Source organism: Ruegeria sp. (assembly GCF_965199275.1).
In the GTDB taxonomy this organism is placed as follows: domain Bacteria; phylum Pseudomonadota; class Alphaproteobacteria; order Rhodobacterales; family Rhodobacteraceae; genus Ruegeria.
This window is the reverse complement of the sequence record NZ_CBDAQX010000015.1, coordinates 259283-279259: the sequence shown is the minus strand read 5'-3', so window position 1 is coordinate 279259 and position 19977 is coordinate 259283. Positions and strand designations below refer to the sequence as shown.

The 19977-nt window shown below is 55.8% G+C and carries 14 protein-coding genes; 4 read left to right on the top strand and 10 right to left on the bottom strand.

The features are described 5' to 3' along the window. Positions 1-30: 30 nt before the first annotated feature. Positions 31-1773 (bottom strand): IS1634 family transposase, encoded by a 1743-nt coding sequence (locus ACOERD_RS12545; protein WP_419737624.1) that lies wholly within the window; start codon positions 1771-1773, stop codon positions 31-33. On the opposite strand from ACOERD_RS12545, the gene ACOERD_RS12540 reads away from it, so the two are divergent. After that, entirely contained in the window at positions 1766-2752 is a 987-nt protein-coding gene (locus tag ACOERD_RS12540) for a DNA polymerase (protein WP_419739244.1), read from the top strand. The two genes, ACOERD_RS12545 and ACOERD_RS12540, sit on opposite strands and share 8 nt — an antisense overlap. A 450-nt stretch (positions 2753-3202) precedes the next feature. On the opposite strand, the gene ACOERD_RS12535 is transcribed toward ACOERD_RS12540, so the two are convergent. The 9 genes from ACOERD_RS12535 to ACOERD_RS12495 all read right to left on the bottom strand — a co-directional run bounded on the left by ACOERD_RS12535 (position 3203) and on the right by ACOERD_RS12495 (position 13404). After that, complete coding sequence (locus ACOERD_RS12535; RefSeq protein WP_419739243.1) at positions 3203-3601, bottom strand: hypothetical protein; 399 nt, start codon at positions 3599-3601, stop codon at positions 3203-3205. Between the two features lie 445 nt (positions 3602-4046). Next, positions 4047-4778, bottom strand: coding sequence for an IS21-like element helper ATPase IstB (istB, locus tag ACOERD_RS12530; RefSeq protein WP_419737606.1), 732 nt, complete (start codon positions 4776-4778; stop codon positions 4047-4049). Then, positions 4765-6273, bottom strand: a complete 1509-nt coding sequence (istA, locus tag ACOERD_RS12525) for an IS21 family transposase (RefSeq protein ID WP_419739242.1) — start codon at positions 6271-6273, stop codon at positions 4765-4767. The genes istB (ACOERD_RS12530) and istA (ACOERD_RS12525) overlap by 14 nt, the downstream gene beginning before the upstream one ends. A gap of 435 nt (positions 6274-6708) precedes the next feature. Further along, the gene (locus ACOERD_RS12520) at positions 6709-7761 is read right to left on the bottom strand and encodes a glycosyltransferase family 4 protein (RefSeq protein ID WP_419739241.1); all 1053 of its coding nucleotides are present in this window, start codon (positions 7759-7761) and stop codon (positions 6709-6711) included. Further along, positions 7758-9290, bottom strand: a complete 1533-nt coding sequence (locus ACOERD_RS12515) for an ABC transporter permease (protein WP_419739240.1) — start codon at positions 9288-9290, stop codon at positions 7758-7760. Before ACOERD_RS12515 ends, ACOERD_RS12520 begins: the two co-directional genes overlap by 4 nt. Beyond that, positions 9291-10037, bottom strand: a complete 747-nt coding sequence (locus ACOERD_RS12510; RefSeq protein WP_419739239.1) for an ABC transporter ATP-binding protein — start codon at positions 10035-10037, stop codon at positions 9291-9293. 15 nt (positions 10038-10052) lie between these two features. Then, the gene (locus ACOERD_RS12505) at positions 10053-11048 is read right to left on the bottom strand and encodes an ABC transporter substrate-binding protein (RefSeq protein WP_419739238.1); all 996 of its coding nucleotides are present in this window, start codon (positions 11046-11048) and stop codon (positions 10053-10055) included. Beyond that, entirely contained in the window at positions 11045-11950 is a 906-nt protein-coding gene (locus ACOERD_RS12500; RefSeq protein ID WP_419739237.1) for a lysylphosphatidylglycerol synthase transmembrane domain-containing protein, read from the bottom strand. Before ACOERD_RS12500 ends, ACOERD_RS12505 begins: the two co-directional genes overlap by 4 nt. Further along, entirely contained in the window at positions 11947-13404 is a 1458-nt protein-coding gene (locus ACOERD_RS12495) for a sulfatase-like hydrolase/transferase (protein WP_419739236.1), read from the bottom strand. The genes ACOERD_RS12500 and ACOERD_RS12495 overlap by 4 nt, the downstream gene beginning before the upstream one ends. Before the next feature lie 232 nt (positions 13405-13636). Between ACOERD_RS12495 and istA (ACOERD_RS12490) the strand changes: the two genes are divergently transcribed. From istA (ACOERD_RS12490) to ACOERD_RS12480, 3 genes are all read left to right on the top strand, one after another. Further along, positions 13637-15145 (top strand): IS21 family transposase, encoded by a 1509-nt coding sequence (gene istA / locus ACOERD_RS12490; protein WP_419737605.1) that lies wholly within the window; start codon positions 13637-13639, stop codon positions 15143-15145. Beyond that, positions 15132-15863: an IS21-like element helper ATPase IstB gene (istB, locus tag ACOERD_RS12485; protein ID WP_419737606.1), complete on the top strand. Its 732-nt coding sequence runs from the start codon at positions 15132-15134 to the stop codon at positions 15861-15863. The genes istA (ACOERD_RS12490) and istB (ACOERD_RS12485) overlap by 14 nt, the downstream gene beginning before the upstream one ends. 391 nt (positions 15864-16254) lie before the next feature. Further along, entirely contained in the window at positions 16255-19977 is a 3723-nt protein-coding gene (locus tag ACOERD_RS12480) for an ATP-binding protein (protein ID WP_419739235.1), read from the top strand.

The window sequence follows — 19977 nt, the reverse complement described above, 5'->3', positions numbered from 1 at the left end:
CCAGCGATTGTTTCGGAGTGTTGAGGGAGCTCAGGCTTTGGTCTGGCCAGTTTTTCGGGTGCGCCCGGGGGGTATCTTGAAAGGGGCTTCGTTCCAGGTCAGGCCGACGCAGGTGAGGATGCGTCTGGCATCGACCGTGGCATGGCTTGGCATGCCGTAGCGGTCAGGGGTGCCTTTGTGGCGCAGGATCGAGAGCTGCAATGCGTTCAACTCGTTGCGGATACGAGCCGGGCTCATCGGGTGTCCGAGCAGGTCCAGATGCTTGCGCAGGTGCTGCAGGCAGCAGAAGGCCATGTAGCAGATGGCGATATGGGCCCGGACCCGACGCGGCGACCAGTGATAGATGGGCCGGATTTTCAGATCGTGCTTGTTGGTGCGGAAGCAGGCTTCGATCTCCCACAACTGGTGATAGCGGGCAATGACGTCCTGTGCCTCCAGTTCGTCCGCACCATGAACAACAATGGCATGCAGCCCGTCCCATTGTGCCGCTGCCTTGATCTTTGCATCATCCAGCGTGACGTCCCCGCTGTCGGGGAAGGCCAGGAAGCGGCCATATCCCCGGCTGCTGAAGCTGCCGGGTTTGCGAGAGCGCTTGAGCTTCTTGTGCAGCTTTTCGATTGCCTTGTCGCGCTTGTGGGCATCATTGCGTGCCCGGGTGGGTGACCAGGTCACAATGACCCGCGCTCCCTCCTGGTCGATCACCTTGTACCAGCCCTTCTCGGTTGCCTCTTCAGAACCGTGTCCAGCCCAAGGCTGGCGTCCCTCCGGGCTCAAAATGTTCGCCTTCACGGCGGCCGGGGCGGACTTCATGCGATAGCCGAGGATGTAGGGCAGACCCTTGTTCTGCAACATCTGCTGGTTGTCCTTGCTGAGCATGGCGGCATCGGCCACGAACGTGACCCTGGCCACGTCGAAGCGTCCCTCCAACGCCTTCAGCGCAGCTTCCAGCGTATGACCTTCCCAGGTGTTTCCCGGGAAGAGTTCATAGCCCACAGGCAGCCCATCGGAGGTGACGATCAGCGCCAGCATGACCTGAGCGCGGTGATGCTTGCCATCCTTGCTGAAGCCCTTGGCCAGAAGATGATCCTGCTCGACCCCGTCCGCATCCTCGGCCGGGTCCTCGCGCTCGGTGTCAAAGGCCAGGGTCGTGCAATCGTAGAACAGCACGGTCACTGGCCCGCCCAGCAACTTCTCTGCCGCCGCGTGAGAGGTTTTGCAAATCCCGTCTATCACCGGCGTATTGATGTAATCCATGCTCCGATAGACCACGTCCAGATTGAGCGTGATGCCTGCCTGGTTCTCCAACGCCTCCACGGTCGCGCGCTTGCTCTCGGGCTGTGCGATCCGCGCCATAACCAGCTCTTTCACAATGCGATTGGCACTTTTACGCGCCGCCCCCAGAAGGGCCCCCCAACCCAGTTGGTCATACATCGTCCCCATGACATCCCGCAGACCCAGAGAGACCCGCGCCTCCTCACGGCACTCGGCAAGATCAACGCCAAGCTTGTCCGGCCGCGGAGCGCGGCGCACCAGCGCCTGCAGATCGGCATATTCCGTGGGCGTGAACAGTTCCATTTGCGGCGAGCGATCAATGCGTAATTGCTCCATCAAGCGGCCCGCCAGACGCTTGATATCCTCAATCTCGCTGTCGTTATGGGCCACACCCACATGGCGCAGGATCTTCTGGCGTACCTTGGAGCCGGTGCGGACGGATTCAACGATCTGGATCCGTGTGCGGTTGAGCTTTGCGTCATGTTTGGTGCGGATGAACATGGGCGAAGAGGTTAGCCATCTGAAGGCCCATGTCAATACTTTTTATAATAATGGGGCACTACAACGCGCCTCTGAGCAACCACACCTGAAAACAAACCAAAAACCCAGTCAGATCAACAAAAAGGTCGGAAGTCAGGAAACTGGTCGGAACCAACCCAGCAACGCGAAGTATGTGTTTGGGGCGGCGACATGGATACGCGGCCTCATCAAACCGACCGAGGGTACGGCGGTGGCCTACTTAGATTTCAGTTCACAGGAGCACGCAATCGCCGGCGCATTGTCTGGCGATGACAAGCTGTGGTCCGCGTACCAGTCTGGAGATCCCTATCTCCAGTTTGCGAAAGACGCCGGGCTCGCCCCCTCGAAAGCAACAAAGGAGACGCACAATGCGGTTCGCAATCAGTGCAAGGCTATCGTGCTCGGGGTGTCCTACGGCATGAGCTACCACTCGATGGCGAACCGGGCGGGCATCCATTTGGCCGAGGCGCGAGAACTGCTTCAGTTACATCGCGAGACCTATCACGTGTTCTGGTCGTGGGCGGAGAACAACGTGGACACGGCACTGGCTGGGGGCACTCTGACGACACCGATGGGGTGGCAATACCGGATCGGTCACGCCGACGAAGCCAACCCGCGATCAGCCCTCAACTGGCCGATGCAGGCGGGGGGCGCGGAGATCCTCAGACTAACCAGTGTCCACCTCCACCAAGCCGGTGCCTGGTTATGTGGACCGATCCACGACGCAGTATTGATCGAAGCGCCCCTTGATCGCATCGACAGTGAAGTCGCGAGGACCACCGAGATCATGCAGCAGGCTTGCCGCCATGTGATGCGCGGGAAGACCTGCCGGGTGGATGCGGATGTCATCAAATCGCCAGATCGGTTCATGGATTTGGACCGAGGTCTGAAGATGTGGAACTCGGTCATGAAGTCGGTGGGCCTGCCCCCTTATCAGCACCAAGAAGGGGGCGAGATATGAGGGTGAAAACACCCCCTAGAAACTGTCACCTACTAGGTGACAGCACTGTCACCTGTTTGAACAAAACTGTCACCTGTCAGGTGACACCGGTCAATCTTTATTATGTTTTATTGGCATTAGAGAGACCAAGACCCGTGCCATCTCCAACGCCCAGGTGTCCGTCATGAAAGAGCCGTGGCGAAATCACGACGGATCCATCAATTGGCAGCATCCAGACGTCCCCGAAGAAGAGTTCAAAGCTGAGGTTGTCCCGTTCTCAGAACTGGTCGGATACGAGAAGCCCGACCGGATCGAATACGCTCTTGTCCCCCAAGAGGTTTGGTCCAGCTTCCGCCCACCCGAACGCCTACTGCTCGCCCTCCACTATGCCTACCGCGCTTGGTCGCCAGAGGAAGGGGGTTGGTTCCGACTGTCGATGAGCCTCTACGGCCGGGCTGGGTTGAAGAGCCGTCAAGTCCGTTGGAAGGCCGTCAACACGCTGTTCAGCCGTGGAGTGATCGAGGTGAAGCGTGAGGGGACACGCACCACGCGCGTCCGGTTGAAGAAGCCCGGGCCGAAGCGGGTCCAGAACGGTAAGCCGAAATGACAGAGGTTGCACGCATCCAGCGCCAGTTCGGCATCACAAAGCTGCAGTGGTCGCGTGCCCTGAAGAAGGCACAGCGGCGCACAGGCAAAGCGCACCCGCACCCGGGCCTCGTGCTGATGATCTTCCTCGTGGATTTGCGGGACCTGACCGTTGACGAGGCATTCGCCGAGATAGAGCGCGTGACAGGCGAACGACCGATGCACGCCCGCAAGTATAGTCACCAATGGGATCGTCCCCATGGAAGCGACGATCCCGCCCGCCAAGTCGTACGCCCAGCGCCTCTCAACCAAGAGAGACCGACCATGGCGGCGACCACTACTGAGACCAGACACTGCCCGAGCCGCAACATCGCTCGCGAGATCACGATCCGGACCATCACTGGGCCGACGCCGAAGTGTTCGCGTGTCACAGCCCGTTCGCCGAGCGTGAGGGGCGGATCGTCTGCGCCAAGTGTGGTCAGACCTTGCAACGAGGAAATCTCAGACTTCCGTGTGAGTTCCAACATCAGCTGTCTGTCAATCGGCATTGAATAATGACCCCCCATCGGCGTCCAAATTTGACCCCCCTTGGAGCTAAGAGGGGCGTTGAGGGGGTCGTGTTTAGGTTGATTCAGGAGGGGGTGGACAGCAGGTCAAACCGAAAAGAGAGCGTAGCTCGACTGAAGGTTTGACCTGCTGTCTGTTTTGAATTTATTCCCCGATTTCGAGGTTAGTCGCGGTGGTTAATTCGCCAGCTTTCGTTCCCGGTTTCGATGATATCGCAATGGTGTGTCAGTCGATCCAGGAGAGCAGTGGTCATTTTGGCATCTGTGAACACACTCGGCCATTCAGCAAATGCGAGGTTGGTTGTTAGCAGAATAGACGTTCGCTCGTACAGTTTGCTGATGAGATGGAAGAGTAATCGTCCACCAGACTCTGCGAACGGCAGATAACCGAGTTCGTCTATAATCACGAGGTCGACGCGGATCAGCTGCTCGCTGAGCCGCCCGGCGTTGCCTTCGCGATGTTCAGCCTCCAGCTTGTTCGCGAGATCCACAGCGCTGAAGAACCTGACCCGCCGGCGGTTATTGACCGCGTGGCCCCCGATCGCTGTTGCGAGATGCGTTTTGCCCGATCCGGTTCCACCGACCAGCACGCCATTCCTGGCCTGGTCCATAAAATCGCCGTCATGAAGATTGCGCACGACTTCCTCGTTGACGGGGCTGACCGTGAAGTCGAACTCAGGTAAGGACTTGCAGACCGGGAACTTTGCGGCACCCATCTGATACCGGATCGAGCGCGCAGTCTTTTCGGCCAGTTCGGCCGTGAGGAGTTCGGCCACGACCTGTTGGGGCCGCCAGTTGTTTTTGGCTGCGGCCTGCATCACTTCGTCAAAGCAGTTGACGATGCCTGGCAACTTCAGTTGACGGGCAAGTTCGAGAATTTCCTTACGCAGTTGCATGGGAGCCTCCAAGCCTGTCATAGCGAGCGCAATCCGCGATCGGTGCCATTTTCAGCTGCAGGTGGGCAGGCGGCTCAATCGCCTTTGGCGGCGGGGGATTGGTGCGCCGAGAGACAATGTTCAGGATCGCATCGGCCTTGCGCAGGCCAGATTTTAGAGCTTCTTCGCAGGCAGCCTCGACCACATCAATGTCGTGCTGGTAAGCAGCGAAAAGAATATCGGCAAGTTGCCGGTCTCCGTCGGATGTGCCCCGCAGATGGGTCCAGATCTGCGTCATTGCCGGTGGTAGGTCCCAGTCACGGAACGGTGCTCCATTGCGCAGAGCGCCAGGCTTGCGCTTGAGGACGGGCACATAGTGCCAAGGGTTGAAGATCGGTTTTCCTCGGCCGAAGCACCGTTCGTGCTCTCCGACAATCTCACCGTCTTGGCGCAGGACAATCCGCGTGGCGTAGACCTGCAACTGGACCTGACGTCCAACAGCTCTTGCCTCAACGCTGTATTTGTTTCTTTCGAAGTTGATCAGGCAGGTTCGGCTCACGGCGACCGTCTTTTCACGGAACCCGACGAAGGGCTTCTGCAGATGCGTCAGCAGCGGCTTTTCCTGCTGGAACTCCTCCCAGACCGTCACCTCCAGGTTTTCCGGATGCCGCAGTTCTTTTGCGCGTTTGATCGCGTCTTTTTGCAGCCGGGCATTCAATTCATCGAAGTCGGCCACCTCCAGACGCGGTGTAAAACTATAGGCGCGGCTCTCCTTGACCAGATTCTCAACCTGACCCTTCTCCCAACCGGCCGCGCGCGTACAGGCGATCGGGTTCACCAGATGATGAGAACACATCCGGGAGAATGCCTTGTTGAACTTTCTTTCCTTGCCCGACAGGATCGCATCGACGGCGGTCGTCATGTTATCGTAGATCCCGTTGATGCAGCCTCCACCAAAGAATTTGAAGGCCTCGTCGTGGGCATCAAAGACCATCTCCTGCGTCTCGCGCGGATAGGCAATGGAGAATGGCATGCGGCTATGGCAAAGTTTGAAATGGGCAACCTTCACGGTCGTGAGTGCACCGTCCATCAAAACCGTCTCCACACTCCAGTCGAACTGGTACGCCTCCCCAGGATCAAAGATCAGCGGGATGAACGCCTGCGCCTGTTGTCGGCCGTGCGCAATGCGCCAATTCTTTGTGTAGCGTCGAACACTGTCATACCCGCCGCCAAAACCATCATCGGAGAGTTCCTTCCAGATTTTGGTCATCCGCTTGCGGTGTTTCTTCGGAAGCGCCTCGTTCTCCTCAAGCGTTTCATCCAGACGCGCGCGCCAAGGCCCGAGCACCGGGTATGGCTGCGATTTGCGCTCATATTTGAACTCCGTCACTCCCGATCGGATTATCTTTCGAACCGTTGCACGGCTCAAATTGAGCGAACGGCAAATTTCCTTGATGCTCTTTTTTTCGATCAGGTGTAAGCGACGCACTTTTCTAATAGTTTCCACGCAAATCATCCCGCTTGCCTCTCCATCGACTGCTCAATGAAAAGGATGTCTACAACCATAGGGAGGGGTCAAATTTGGACGCCGATTTCCCCGCTTAGGGGGTCAAAATTGCACGCTTTTCTACAGTCCAAGAGAAACCGCATTTCTTGAGGCATGTCGTCTTGGCGAATGGTATATGTATCGAGCATCGGTTATCTCCTTTCAGGCCAAAGATGGGAGGTCGGGCAACTGCTCGCCACTAGCGAGAATGCACAGTCACTATGCGTCAGCGAACCCCTGCTAAGTAGGTCCAACACAAACCAGCGATCTTGCGCCTCTAGGCTTCGATGCCGTGCTGGATGAAATCTTTAAGGTGTTTACGGGTAAGCACGTCTTTTGCCGCTGATCTGACCGCCAAGACAGTGTGGCCAAAAAAAATCTTGGTGAAGCCCTTGCTTAAAAGCTCTATGATTTGGTTTTCTCGGCGAGTGATTTGATTACGCAGGCGAATGTTCCCGCGGTTTCACGCCACGTTGGTAGAGACTGTGACTTCAAGTCTGACAGTCTTCCCAAGCGTGCTCGTGTTCCTTGGTCTTTGAGAAGCAAACGTAGAGTAGCTCCAAAGGTCAGAGCGTCCTCTGGTGGCAGCAGAATCCCCGCGTCACCGACTGTTTCAGGGACAGCACCCACGTCGCAGGAAACGATTGGAAGTCCGAACATCATTGCTTCGCTAAGAACCATTCCGTAGCCTTCGTACCGCGTCGCAAGCGCGAAAAGGGTCGCCGAGTTGAACAAATCGTTCAACGGGGCTCGGTCCAACTCTCCGGTGAAGGTCACGCGCTCGGTTAGACCGAGGGCTTTGGCCTGAGAGTAAAGCTCAAGCGCAGTGTTTTCGTCGTGTTCCTTGCCAACTACAACAGCCTGCCATTCCAAGTCCTTGATTGTCTCAAGCGCACTTAGAAGAGTGTCATGCCCTTTGCGGCGGGCCAACAGGCCAACTGACAAAATCAAAGGCGGACGCTTCGGCTGTTTACAGACAACCGGACGATCAAAACCTGGGGGTGCGACGGTTATTATATCCGGTTTTGCAGCGAATTGGTTGACCAGCACGCGCGCAGTTTCTGGACTTGGAACGACAATATGTGCGGCGTGCCGAAGAGCTGCGGCTTCGTTTTTGAGCAGAAATTTAGCCCGTTCCGTCGGCAAACCAGTTTCTAGTCCAAGGGGGTGGTGTATCATCGCGATTATAGGGGCGCTCACCTGCGCCAAACCCTCTGGGTCGATGGAGCCAAAAACCAATCCATCAAGGATAACCGGGCGTTTCTCGGGTACGGCGCGCAGGGCGTTCAGTGCCACTGCCATATCGTCCTGCGTTGGGTCGGGAAATCGACGCGGTAGTTTCAGGTGTTCGGTCTTGCAACCGATCTCGTTAAGAACCCGCAATACGGTGGCTTCGTAGATGAATCCGCCGGTGCGCCGGTCTTTGTCACCGGGGATTGCAAAAACAGCTTCTGTCATACCACTTGCTCGCTCGCGTAAACGCGCAGAACCCGCTTTTCGCACCATGCAACTCCAGCGTATGCTGTGACTGCCGCAAGACACAAAAGGACAACGCAAGACCACAGCATATTGTAGTTTGATGTACTCGCGGTCAGTGCCATCAACACGCCTATGCCGCGCCCGGTTGCCAGCCACTCAGCTGTAGTGACAGCCAATAGCGCGGCTGGCACTGCCATGCGGGCAGACGCGAATAAAGCGGGCAACATGGCCGGGATTTGGGCGCATCGCAGTAGCTTCAAACGGCCGGCACCATAGCTTTCAAAAAGATCCACGATTTGCGTTGGAGCCTGCCGTAAACCCTGTAGGCAGGCAACAAGAGTTGGGAAGAAAACCATTACAGCGACAATTGCAACGGTTCCGGTCAAGCCGCGCCCAAATGCCAGAACCAGCAAAGGCGCAGTTGTGATGATAGGCACGGCGCGCAATGAAATGGCGGTCGGCATAATCGCCCGCGCCACTGGTGGCCAAAGCGTTAAAATCACGGCCAGCCCCGCACCAAGGGCCAAACCGGCGAGATATCCGGGTATCGCATAAGCCAGGGTTTCGCCAAGCGCAGTTAGCAATGTGTTCAGGTTCGTAGTGTTGGAAACGAAGGTCCAAATATCCGCTGGTCGCTTCGCGAAGAACGAGTTCAGGTTGAACAAATCCATCAGTCCCTGCCACAGAACCAAAACCATGGAAGACAGAAAAACGATACCGAGTATATGAGTAGAGAGCGCGCGCTTTTGACCAACTCTGGGTGTCGATAGTAGGATTGTCGGTGCATGTGGCGTCAGTTTGCTTTTGAGCAGACCAACGCACGCATACCCGAGCATAGCCAGTGATGCGGAAATAGCCGCCAGCGCCCAGGTCGCATCCGTTTGAAGACCGCGCATGGCCCGCAAGGTCAAAACACCTAGTCCTCGCTCGGCGCCTGTGAATTCTCCAATCATCGCACCCAGAAAGGCAGCTGGCGCCGCGATCTGCAATCCCACAAACAGGTAAGGCAAGCTGGCTCTGAATCGCACAACGAACAGAGTCGACAGGCAGCCCCGGCCGTAAACAGTCATCAAATCTGTCCAGCTTTGTGAGATCGCCCGAAGACCCACTACCAAGGCCAGGAATGTGGTGTAGTAAACAGCCAGTGCCGCCAAAGCGATCTGTGGGCCAGCTCCGGGCCCGAACAGGACCCGTAAAATCGGGCCGCTCGCGATCAGCGGAATGCAGAACACTAGAAGCGCGAGCGCCGAAATTACCCATTCTGACTTCGGGACCAAGATCACGAAACAGGCCAAGGCCACCGCCGCAAGGTTCCCCCAAAAGAACCCGAGCGCGGCATTCCTTAAGGTTTCGGTCGCTGCCCTGAAAAGTAGCCCAGAATGATCGTTGATATACTCCGCGATATCAAATGGTCCACTGATCAACATGCTGTCTGGCTGAACTTGCGCCAAGCCTTCCCAGACTAGAAGCATAAGCAAGACGCCCAGCATGATACGTTCGGGTGCCACCTACTCATCCTCCTCCAACGCGGTCAGTACTTGCGTCACAAAAGCGCGAACGTCTGGTGAAGTTACGGGTGAAAACGTGCAGTCTCTGTTAATGTCGACCTGTATATCCGCTAGGATACGCGCAGGACGAGATGACAGCACGATCACGCGATCTGATAGCAAAACCGCCTCTTCCACGGAATGCGTAACGAGAAGTGTTGTCGTTTGGCGCTCGCGCCACAATGGCGGGAGCTCTTGATTCAATCGACGTCGCGTGATCGCATCGACGGCCCCAAAAGGTTCGTCCAACAGCAGAACCTCTGGCTCAGATATCAGGCTGCGCGCGATTGCGGCGCGTTGGCGCATACCACCTGACAATTCAGCAGGCCGATGCTCGGCAAACCCGTCCAGCCCGACAAGATTGATCAGGTCATCTACGCGATCCACCGGTTTGCGAGCGAGTTCCGCGCCCAATGCGATGTTGGATCTTAAGGTACGCCATGGCAGCAGCGATGCATCTTGAAACGCCATGGCAAGCCCCCCGCGACGGGCGACCTGCTTTGGTGTTTCATGGCCAATTGCGATGTGCCCCATGTCGGGCGTTTCCAGCCCTGCTATCATTCGCAGAACGGTTGATTTCCCGCAGCCAGACGGGCCAACCAATGCCGTCGTCTGTCCGGACTGAAATTCAATCGAAAGCTCTGAGACCGCCTCAGTGCGATCAAAACTCTTTCGGATTCTGTTGCACGAAATTCCGGCTGTAGTCACGCGTCAACCCTCGCGTCAGCCATACACCTCTTCCAGCAGCGATCTGTCCCAGAGGTCAGGAGTGACGGTTCGACCCAACAGCGCTAGTGTTTCGACATTCGCCGCAACAGTCTCCTCGGTGAACCACCCGAACCCAAACTCGGCGGTTAAGTCCGAGAACATCAGCGGCACTTGCCGCGCGGCTTGCAGTCTTTGCGCGGCGAGATCCAGACCTGCATCAGGGAACATTTCTAGCGTCAACTCGGCGGCGGCGTCGGTGTCTTTGTGATAATCCTTCCACCCCATGACTTCGCCCTTCAGTAAAGACACAAGCTCTGCGCGTCTTTGGGCAAGAGAGTCTTGGGTGGCGATATAGGTTTGAGAATGCACGGCATAACCGTAGTCGGCCATTAGCATTGTGGTGTTGTCAACGCCCTGCACAGTCATGGCGACGGGCAAATCTGTTTCCCAGCAAAGCAAGCAATCCACCTGGCCGCTGACTAACGGCGCCGGGTCATATTGGGTGGGGACAATTTCAATTTGGTCTATGTCTATCCCGTTCAATGTGCACAAGGCATGCAAGACGGGCGTATTCGCGACAGCCATACCAATCTTCTTGCCGATAAGGTCTGCGGGTTCGTTTACCGGGGTGGCCGCAAGCGATGCAATCGCGAACGGATTCTTTTGCATTGCAACGGCGATAATTTTGAACGGCGCGCCTTGCGCCACAGCGGCGGCGGTATAGTCCGCAGCTGATATCCCAACCAAAGCAGTTCCTGAAACCACGGGCGGCTCGACAGGCGCGTTTGGACCGCCTTGGGCAAGTGAGACATCCAAACCTAGATCGGACCAATACCCTTTGTTTTTCGCAATGTAACTTCCGCCAAACTGAACGGAATGCAGCCACGACAGCTGGAAATTTACAGGTTGTAAGTTAGCCGCTAGTGCCGGCAACCCTGATGCAGAGGCGGCAAAACCGGCTGCGCCGGTTTGAAGAAAAAAACGGCGCGTAAGATGGGCGGGCTGTGTCATAGTGAATCTCTTTTCCCTGTTGTTAGTTGCGGTTCAAGCGATCTTGGCCACAGCAGAATTGCAACTGCTGGCAGCGCGGCGATCAGGATAACGGCACCATAGGTGACACCCGAAGCAACGCCCGCACTGGATGACGCCCCGATTATTGGAAATAAGGCAGCAGCGGCTCCTTCCCTCCAACCCCAACCACCAATCGACATAGGGATCAGCATGGCGGTCAAAACCAGAGGAATAATGATAAGCAAGCCGCCTGATGGTATGACAACCCCTACAGCCCTTGCTGACGCGTAGAATCCCAGTATCAGACATGTAGAGCTGACTAAGCCAAGAAAAACAAAGGCCGTTTGACGTTGTAGCCTGATCAAAAAGACAACGAACCTCCCAATTGATGGAAGGGCAAGTGATATAAGGCTCACCACGACTAGAGCGGATAGCAACACAGCAAGAACCGTCATGCTCAGTTCAGGATGATCGAAGCCTGCGGGCCACACTAGCGCAGCACAGACGCCCAGAAAAAGGGCTGCCATGATTGCGATTTGCCCCAACAGCCGTTCCGCGAACACAGATTGAGCTGAACGTTTGAGGTCTGCTTTCTTCCTCGCCCGAACCGCACGGGTCAGATCCCCAGGAACACCGCCGGGCAGAATCATATTCACCAGCTGCGCGATATAGTACTCGCGCAGGGCAAAAGAGTAATCAAACCGAATATCCAACGCGTGCGCTGTAAGTTGCCATCGGAATGCCATCGAGAAGGTTGCGGCAATTGTAGCAACAATCGAAAGCCCAACCCATTCCAGGCTAAGCATCCGCAGATGATCAGCGACACGCGCCAAATCCGTCCACCAAAGCAACGCGACAATCAACGTGATCGATACGACCAACCTGACCCAATACCGCTTCATTGCAACACCATTGCGGTTGAGGTCTTGTCAGAAAAGGCCGCGATAAAGTTGTCCCTAAAACTGTCCATTCGGCGAACAGGTACGTCGGATGCGGGGACAAGCCCTTCGGTCCAACGCCAATGCTCGATATGATCCAAGACTTGCGGGGGTCCGATTATATGAACAGCTACATCCTTGCTGTCACTGCCTGATACAAATCCAGCGGCCTGATGGTCCCCTGCGACAATGACCAGTGGTGCATCGTCGGCCAGTTGAAGAACATGAGAAAAGACTACCTGCAAAACATAGTCTACCGATCTGCGATACGCGTCCCGCACGGCATCCCGGTCTTTCCACAACACTTCAGGTGTCGGTCCCCGTAAGGCCATCTCATTGAAGACGGTGCCGTCGCCTACGTCCTGCCACGGGATTACGTCTGCGATTGGTGTCCAAGGGGCATGTGAAGAGATCAAGGCGATCTGGACAAAATCAGGTCTCGGGTCCGGCGGCAAAAGATCAGGATACGCAGCCAAGGTGAATTGGTCGGGCATAGTGACCCAGCGAAAACTCTCGCCCGCATAGGGGATTTCGGCCTTGTCGAAAACAAGCTCAAATCCCATCGCTCGACTTTCAGGCCAATCCTTTGTGATTGCAGGCATGACAGCGGCTGTCCGATACCCAGCCGCTTGCGCGATATGAGATAGCCATTTGCGCCCACTGTCGATCATCGCTTGATAGCGCCCGTTATCGGCGGTCCACAAGCCGGACCCCAGGGTCCCATGTGCCAACCAGCTTTGTCCGCCTACCGTTGGCGAGATCAACCAACCGCTTTTCATGGCAAGGCCCGAACCCGCGATTTCCGCCTGAGCAGACCGCAGCGTTGCAAGATGCGTTGGCGCGTACAGCGGGTTGTCGAAGCTCGCGCGACCGTAGCTTTCAATCCAGATCAAAAACACATCCCGCCCATCAAGCTTGTTCAACAATCCGAACTGATTGGCATAGGTATCTAAACCTGCAGCCTCACGAAACTCGGCCAAATCCCTGGTTGTTCTCTGTATTTCCTCAACGCGATTTATTGCTAAGCGAGAGGTCCAGGTGGTCCCCGGCGGGCTGTTTTCCAATTTCCAGAAGCTGAGGTGATGACCCGCATCCGCGACAGCCCATCCAGTGAAGCCGGCGCCGATCAAAGCTGCTGCCAATCCTGTTTTTGCATTTCGCCCAAGTGACGCCCAAGCGGCAAAGCCCTGGACTATTAAAGCGTAAAGCAGGGCCAGCAACAAAATGGCCGATGACACTGCAAAAACAAAAACAACCAAACCAAGGCTATCACGGGTGAATGAGAAGCCTGCAGCGATCAAGGGCATATCAACGACCGGATTAAACGACCGGTCAAAAGCGCTAAACATTGCATAGTCGGCGAGCTTCAAAACAGCGACAGCCAACAAAGCTAGCGCGACCGCGTGTACGATGATCAAGCGCCGACCTAGCACCATCATTAGAAATAGTATCACGGGCAGCTCGAGAGGCCAGCGCAACACCGCGCTCCACCCAAAAGCGCTTGGATGGTTTGGCAGGGCTAGAACGGCAAAGATGTAGAAAAGCGTGCAATTTTGACCCCCTAAGCGGGGAAATCGGCGTCCAAATTTGACCCCTCCCTATGGTTGTAGACATCCTTTTCATTGAGCAGTCGATGGAGAGGCAAGCGGGATGATTTGCGTGGAAACTATTAGAAAAGTGCGTCGCTTACACCTGATCGAAAAAAAGAGCATCAAGGAAATTTGCCGTTCGCTCAATTTGAGCCGTGCAACGGTTCGAAAGATAATCCGATCGGGAGTGACGGAGTTCAAATATGAGCGCAAATCGCAGCCATACCCGGTGCTCGGGCCTTGGCGCGCGCGTCTGGATGAAACGCTTGAGGAGAACGAGGCGCTTCCGAAGAAACACCGCAAGCGGATGACCAAAATCTGGAAGGAACTCTCCGATGATGGTTTTGGCGGCGGGTATGACAGTGTTCGACGCTACACAAAGAATTGGCGCATTGCGCACGGCCGACAACAGGCGCAGGCGTTCATCCCGCTGATCTTTGATCCTGGGGAGGCGTACCAGTTCGACTGGAGTGTGGAGACGGTTTTGATGGACGGTGCACTCACGACCGTGAAGGTTGCCCATTTCAAACTTTGCCATAGCCGCATGCCATTCTCCATTGCCTATCCGCGCGAGACGCAGGAGATGGTCTTTGATGCCCACGACGAGGCCTTCAAATTCTTTGGTGGAGGCTGCATCAACGGGATCTACGATAACATGACGACCGCCGTCGATGCGATCCTGTCGGGCAAGGAAAGAAAGTTCAACAAGGCATTCTCCCGGATGTGTTCTCATCATCTGGTGAACCCGATCGCCTGTACGCGCGCGGCCGGTTGGGAGAAGGGTCAGGTTGAGAATCTGGTCAAGGAGAGCCGCGCCTATAGTTTTACACCGCGTCTGGAGGTGGCCGACTTCGATGAATTGAATGCCCGGCTGCAAAAAGACGCGATCAAACGCGCAAAAGAACTGCGGCATCCGGAAAACCTGGAGGTGACGGTCTGGGAGGAGTTCCAGCAGGAAAAGCCGCTGCTGACGCATCTGCAGAAGCCCTTCGTCGGGTTCCGTGAAAAGACGGTCGCCGTGAGCCGAACCTGCCTGATCAACTTCGAAAGAAACAAATACAGCGTTGAGGCAAGAGCTGTTGGACGTCAGGTCCAGTTGCAGGTCTACGCCACGCGGATTGTCCTGCGCCAAGACGGTGAGATTGTCGGAGAGCACGAACGGTGCTTCGGCCGAGGAAAAACGATCTTCAACCCTTGGCACTATGTGCCCGTCCTCAAGCGCAAGCCTGGCGCTCTGCGCAATGGAGCACCGTTCCGTGACTGGGACCTACCACCGGCAATGACGCAGATCTGGACCCATCTGCGGGGCACATCCGACGGAGACCGGCAACTTGCCGATATTCTTTTCGCTGCTTACCAGCACGACATTGATGTGGTCGAGGCTGCCTGCGAAGAAGCTCTAAAATCTGGCCTGCGCAAGGCCGATGCGATCCTGAACATTGTCTCTCGGCGCACCAATCCCCCGCCGCCAAAGGCGATTGAGCCGCCTGCCCACCTGCAGCTGAAAATGGCACCGATCGCGGATTGCGCTCGCTATGACAGGCTTGGAGGCTCCCATGCAACTGCGTAAGGAAATTCTCGAACTTGCCCGTCAACTGAAGTTGCCAGGCATCGTCAACTGCTTTGACGAAGTGATGCAGGCCGCAGCCAAAAACAACTGGCGGCCCCAACAGGTCGTGGCCGAACTCCTCACGGCCGAACTGGCCGAAAAGACTGCGCGCTCGATCCGGTATCAGATGGGTGCCGCAAAGTTCCCGGTCTGCAAGTCCTTACCTGAGTTCGACTTCACGGTCAGCCCCGTCAACGAGGAAGTCGTGCGCAATCTTCATGACGGCGATTTTATGGACCAGGCCAGGAATGGCGTGCTGGTCGGTGGAACCGGATCGGGCAAAACGCATCTCGCAACAGCGATCGGGGGCCACGCGGTCAATAACCGCCGGCGGGTCAGGTTCTTCAGCGCTGTGGATCTCGCGAACAAGCTGGAGGCTGAACATCGCGAAGGCAACGCCGGGCGGCTCAGCGAGCAGCTGATCCGCGTCGACCTCGTGATTATAGACGAACTCGGTTATCTGCCGTTCGCAGAGTCTGGTGGACGATTACTCTTCCATCTCATCAGCAAACTGTACGAGCGAACGTCTATTCTGCTAACAACCAACCTCGCATTTGCTGAATGGCCGAGTGTGTTCACAGATGCCAAAATGACCACTGCTCTCCTGGATCGACTGACACACCATTGCGATATCATCGAAACCGGGAACGAAAGCTGGCGAATTAACCACCGCGACTAACCTCGAAATCGGGGAATAAATTCAAAACAGACAGCAGGTCAAACCTTCAGTCGAGCTACGCTCTCTTTTCGGTTTGACCTGCTGTCCACCCCCTCCTGAATCAACCTAAACACGACCCCCTCAACGCCCCTCTTAGCTCCAAGGGGGGTCAAATTTGGACGCCGATGGGGGGTCATTATTCAATGCCGATTGACAGTTGCGCAGCGACTTGTTTCATTAGCACCTAGCTTCGCTGCGTATAGATAGCTTTTTGAGACCTCATTTGCCAATTCAGCATCTGAAGCAAGGATAGATAAATCAATATAAATCAGATACTACGAGTTCTTATGTTGTCGCTCGTTTTAAAGTTTTCCCAATTGAAGTGCGCGGGCTTAAGGGAGGGTTTATCGGAATGAACGTCTCTTTGACGCCACAGCACAATGAACTCGACGCTGAGCCTCCGGGTTTCACTCGAATGCTTTTGGTGGACACGAATATCTTCAAAGGTGTGATCGGAGAAGTGCCACTGGACGGCAACGTGTTGATCACAGGTACAAATGCCGCGGGCAAGACGTCCGTCATTCAAGCACTTCCCTTGGGTTTTGGCCTTCCCCCACATAAGCTTTCTCGCAAGGCACAGGACAAAACTTTCTTCGGTCATTATCTGCCGCGAACGACCTCGTATGTCGCATTTGAATATCGCAACCGCGCTGGCTCCAAACGCGCGGTTATCATGCATCTCGCCACCACTGAGGAAAAGCTGGTCTACCGGTTTGTACGTTCTGAGCTTTATGAAAATATGTTCGTGACAAACGATGGCAAATTCGTCGAGTTCAGCGATCTCGCCAAACATTTACGCGACCAGGGCTATCAGATCGCATCGCGTCAAATCACGACTCAGGTTGAATACCAGACAATCATTCAAGGCTTGCCCATAGAAAACCCACGCCGGAACGACGTCGTGCAACTACAAGCGGATTACGCGTTGGCTCCGCCGCGTACGCCTCTCAGAAATGTTGAGAATGTCATTTTCTCCATGCTCAAAAAAGACGGCAGCTTGCGCGCATTGGAAGACATGGTGGCCGAACAGGTACTTAGAGGCGAGCGGCGCATCAAACTGGGCGGGAAGCGCGAAAGCCTTGCCAGTTGGCCAAAACGCTTTCGGTCCTATCGTGACGTCATGGCAAAAGAAGATGATGTTTTGCGTCTTGTCGCCAAGAATACAGTTCTGGAAGAAGCCCACCGGCGCCGCAAAGAGGCCCTGTCAGAAATGCGTGGGCTGCTTAATGATCTCGAAGAGCAGCTTGAGACTCTGTCGAGAACCCTGCCTCGGCAAGAGCTGGCTTTCCAGGAGGCGGAAAATGCCCATGCGGTTGAGCGGGAAGCAGCTCGAAAGGCCCTGGCGGAGATTGAGGTCAAACTCAACACGGCGTCAGCTGAAGTGAAGCGACTAACAGAGAAACATGCGAGGTTCATGGATGACAACATCGAGGCCAAGGTGGCGGAATTTGCGCGCCTGTCTGAGTTGGAAGACGCGGCCCGGCAAGTCTCGGAACGCCTGACCGCTCTCAAGAGCGAATTGTCAGAACTCACGAGCAGCTATGACACACTCAAAGAGGCACGGCGGGAGGCGGCTGATAACGCCCTTAGAGAGATCGCGCTTGACCGTAAGAGGTCAGAGGACGGACGCCGGGCCAAACGCGAGGCGATTGAAACGCGCAGGCAGGAGAGCCGCAGGCGCGCTGAAGAAGATTATGCGCCGCAAATGATGGCGGCATCGGACAAACTAAAAGCTGCGGCGGCGGCTGTCGGAGCAGGAGAGGAAGCCGCTAAAAACCCCACTGTCGACAGCGAAGTCCTAGAGCGCGTCACCGAAGCGCAAAAGGAAGTCGATACGCATCAGGCGGCCTATAACGCGGTCGTTGAACAAAAGGCGCCTCTGCAAGCCCAAGAAACTGCGGCCAAGTCTGACGTTGCAAAAGTTGACGGTGAGATCGAACGCCTCTCACAATCCAAACTGCGTCTGGAAAAAACGCGCGAAAAGCTGGAGGCTTCTAAAGCCCCCTCTGATGGAACCCTGCTTGCGTTCCTGCGTCGCCAGCGACCGGATTGGGGCGATACCTTAGGGCGTGTGCTAAGAGAAGATCTGCTCAGTCGGACAGATCTCAGTCCAAAGGATCTCGGGGCAGAAGGGAGTGTTTTTGGGCTCGACCTTGATCTGGAAGACGTAGCCCCTCTGCAGCAGGCGGATCTAAGCGTGATTGAACTCAACATTGACCGCTGTATGGCGGATATTGGAGAGGTGCAGCAGAACATTGCGACCGCCAAAAGGAAACGCGATGAAGTCTCTAGCCGTCTGAGAGGGATTCGGCGCAAATCCAGTGAACTTGAAGTTAATACTGGCATTCTGGCGCGCAAGTTAAAGCATGCTAGAGGGCACCTGACAAACTGTCATGCAGCGAATGATACTGCCTTAGAAGCTGCTCGCGAGGCAGCCATCACGCGGTTGCAGGAAGCTAAGGAGGCACAGGCCCGGGCAGAGCGCGAAAAGACGAACCTAGAGGCGGAGCGTGCAAAGGACCTTGCCGGATATGACCTGCAGCACCGTGAGGAGTCGGAGGCGCTTGAAGAAGAGATCATGCGTACCACACAGGCGCTGTTCGAATGGGAGACACGGATCCGCAATTCATGCGACGCGGATCTGAAGGAACTCGATGAGGAACGCGCAAAGGCCCTCCGCGACAAGGGCGTCGACCCGCGAACCCTGCAGGATCTCGAAAAAAGTGCAAAGACGCACCGCGACGCACTAGCTCGCGTGCGGGCGATGGAAAAAACGGTCGTGGCATGGCGCAGTTTCCTTGCCGATGACTGGTCCCGGGTGGATGCTTGCCGAGCGGAGGCGGAAAATCACAAGGTGACCGTCGGACGGCTGAGCCAGGCGTTGGAGCAGCTGATTGAGGGTTGGACGCGCAAACGCATAGGGCTTAAGCGCGAGATCGATCAGACCGAGAAGGACTTATCTGCCCTGCGGGAAAATAGGTCAAAGCTGGAAATCCGTCTGCAGCAAAACGCCGAAGAAAGGCTGGAACCCGTAAGCACGTCAAGGACGGTGGATGCGCTTTTGAGCGCCTTGAACGATGCGGAGCGCGAGAGCAACACGCTGACTCAGGAAATCAGAAATGGCGTAAAAGACGTGGCGCGGGTCTTCATGGCTGAGCCGGGCAGCCCGCCGGAACAGCACATCCAGCTCCGCAGGCAGGCTTTTCAGTCCTTTGCTGAGGGGCCTGAATGGTTGCCAGCGTTTGAAGATTGGTTCAACGAGCTGCATGAGCAGCATCGGGACACCTTGCGCAACGACGCGCATTTCCACGCTGAAGAGTTCAAGAACAAGTATCAGATGCTCAAGCGCACCGACGAACGGATCACTGAAGAGAACCGCTTGTTGCAGCGCAGCCTAAGCCAGAACATCGCGACAGACGTTGTTGAGGATATTCAAATTAAGATCGAATCCGGCATCAAAGAGCTGGAGTTCCTACCCGCTCTTGAACGGATCTCCGAGCTACACGAGGACTGGACGCGGTCCGGTGAAGATTTACCGCCGAACGTGTTTACTGAGGCGCTGAGCGACCTCCTGGAGTATTGGAGTGGTAACGACGGCATAACCGCGGACTTGCGTCAGCAAATCAGATTGAGAGGGCATGTAGTTGAAAACGGGATAAAGCGGGATTTCCACGCTTCAACCGACCTTGCGGACATTTCCTCCAATGGCGTGTCGTACCTCATCCTTACAACGATCCTAGTTGGCTTCATCAATATCGTGCGAGGGAAAAAACCAGTTCAGATGGTCTGGGCTCTCGACGAGTTGGGAAATATCGACAGCAGAAATGTTCGTAACCTACTAAAGATGCTGAACGACAATGGGATCAATCTCATTTCGGCCACACCAAACGCCGATCTGGGTGTTCGAGAGCGATTTGCACAACGCTTGCGGATTGTGAAGGACAAGAACCTTGGCCCTCGCTTGATGGAAGTCCGCGGTGCGGCGAAACCCTCCCATAGCCTGGTTTGGTCGAAGGAAACCCAGAAAGAGCAGACCCTTCCTTCACAGTCCGTTTCTGTTGGCGGAGAAGGATGA